The organism is Mesorhizobium sp. M4A.F.Ca.ET.090.04.2.1, assembly GCF_003999085.1.
Lineage (GTDB): Bacteria > Pseudomonadota > Alphaproteobacteria > Rhizobiales > Rhizobiaceae > Mesorhizobium.
Window position 1 is genome coordinate 1 of the sequence record NZ_RZOT01000769.1, and the last position, 1,891, is coordinate 1,891.

1 protein-coding gene is annotated in these 1,891 nt (G+C 63.5%); it reads right to left on the reverse strand.

Annotated features, from left to right (window positions below):
* The coding region (locus EN781_RS31575) for an APC family permease (RefSeq protein ID WP_127400685.1) at positions 1 to 1,475 on the reverse strand (1,475 nt) is incomplete at its 3' end.
* Positions 1,476 to 1,891 lie beyond the last annotated feature (416 nt).

Here is a 1,891-nt window from a genome sequence, read left to right on the forward strand (position 1 = left end):
ACCCAGATCGCCGCCCAAACCTGCCAAACCGGAGCATTTGGCGGCGCCAGTTCGACGCGTGGCCAAGCTATGTTGATGGTCTCGAACACCAGCCAGACCAAGGCGGCGACGTTGACCGGCGTGCCGAGCGCGCCGAGACGCAATGAGCCATCGGGGCGCCACTTGCCGCTGACGCGGGCGTAGAGCGCCGCCGCCACGACCAGCAGGAACGTTATATAGAGGCCTGCGGTGCCGAAGCTGATCATCGTTCCGACAGCCCCTTCGTTGAAGCCGAGAAGCAGGCAGGCCGAGGCGATGAGCGTCATGGTCGTCATGGCGACCAGCGGAACCTTTCTGCCTTCGCTGACCGAAGCCAACTTCCGGGAGAACGGAAGCACGCCATCCCGGGCGAGACTGAAGATGACGCGGCCAAGATAGGCTTGCATGGATATGCAGCAGGCAAAAAAGGTGATCGCCACCACGGCCAGAAACGGCATCCGCGACCAACCACCCAGCGAGGCGACCACCGTCGCCGTGACCGGATCCATTTCAGAGCCCGAGATCACGGCCTGGAGGTCGCCGGTCGCCAGGATGACGGCAACGGCGACCAAAACCACTGCGATGCCAACGACCGCCGTGGCGGCAAGGATGGCACGTGGGACGTTCGCGCCCGCGCCGGTGGTCTCTTCGGCGACCGACGCGCTCGCATCGAAACCGACGAAGGCCCAACCGCAGACGGCGAGCGTGGCAAGCGCTGCTCCGAGCGAGGTCGGAGCCCCCATCGAACTGAAGAGGACAGTGACATCGTGGGTTCGGAAGAACACCAGCAGCATCGAGCCGATAAGCATCGAAGCGATTATCTCGGCTGCGATGCCGAAGTTTACCGCCACGCGAACGACCTGGACGCCGCCGGCATTGACCAGCAGGGAAGCGAGCAGCACGCAGAACGAAAGCAGCATGTGCCCGCCCGGCGAGGGCTGAAGACCGAGCAACTGCGCGAACCACGGCGCCGCAAGGAACGCCACGGTAGCGAGCGCCGCCGACACGGCAACGAGGTATATGAGGCCTGTGAAGATGCCCGCGTCCGGCCCGATCAGCCGGCGCACCCATTGATAGGGCCCTCCTGCAATCGGGAACTCGGATGCGAGTTCCGCATAGACCACTGCCACCAGCACCTGGCCGACCAGGGACAGTACCAGCAGCCACACCCACACCGGCCCGGACAGGTTCATCCCGAGTCCGAAGATCGCATAGAGACCGACCACCGGTGCGACGGTGGCAACGCCGATAGAAAATGTCGAAAAGACGCCGAGTCCGCGCCGGAGCTGCTGTCGATAACCCAGCTCCTGCAACCGTGAAGCGTCCGAGCTCACTCGATCCAAGATCCCCTCCCTATCAATCGATAGTCTACCTATCATATGATAGGCTTGGATTGTTTTGTCAATCGGCTCACGACTCGCGACGTCGCGATGCTTGCTTGCAGCAGCTCTTCTCAAGTCCGATGAGGTTCAGGGGCGCTTTCGCCGCTGGCCATCGACGCACTACGCCAGGATCCGTAGGACCTATTGCGGCGGTCGTGGCCTTAGGGGCGAGTCAAGTCGGTAGAATTTGAAAAGGATTGATAATCAAATGCTTGGCGAGGCACCGGCTTGGTGCTCGTCGCGGCCGCTGTTGCCCATGCTTTCTGGCGCCTCGTCCTGTTATCCGCCGCGCGTTGGCGGCGCGCTGCATGTTTGAACCGGCGATCAACACCCTGCCCCGGCGCGACCATCCGGCCGGGGCAGGATCAGCGCCTAATGGCTAAAGCCGGAACCAGATCCAGACGCGCCGGCGATAGCAGCGCCTGCGCAGGCGGCCGTACCGCCAGTAGGTGCGGCAGTAACGTCTCCAGGCGCGCCGCCGTCTCCTGCGC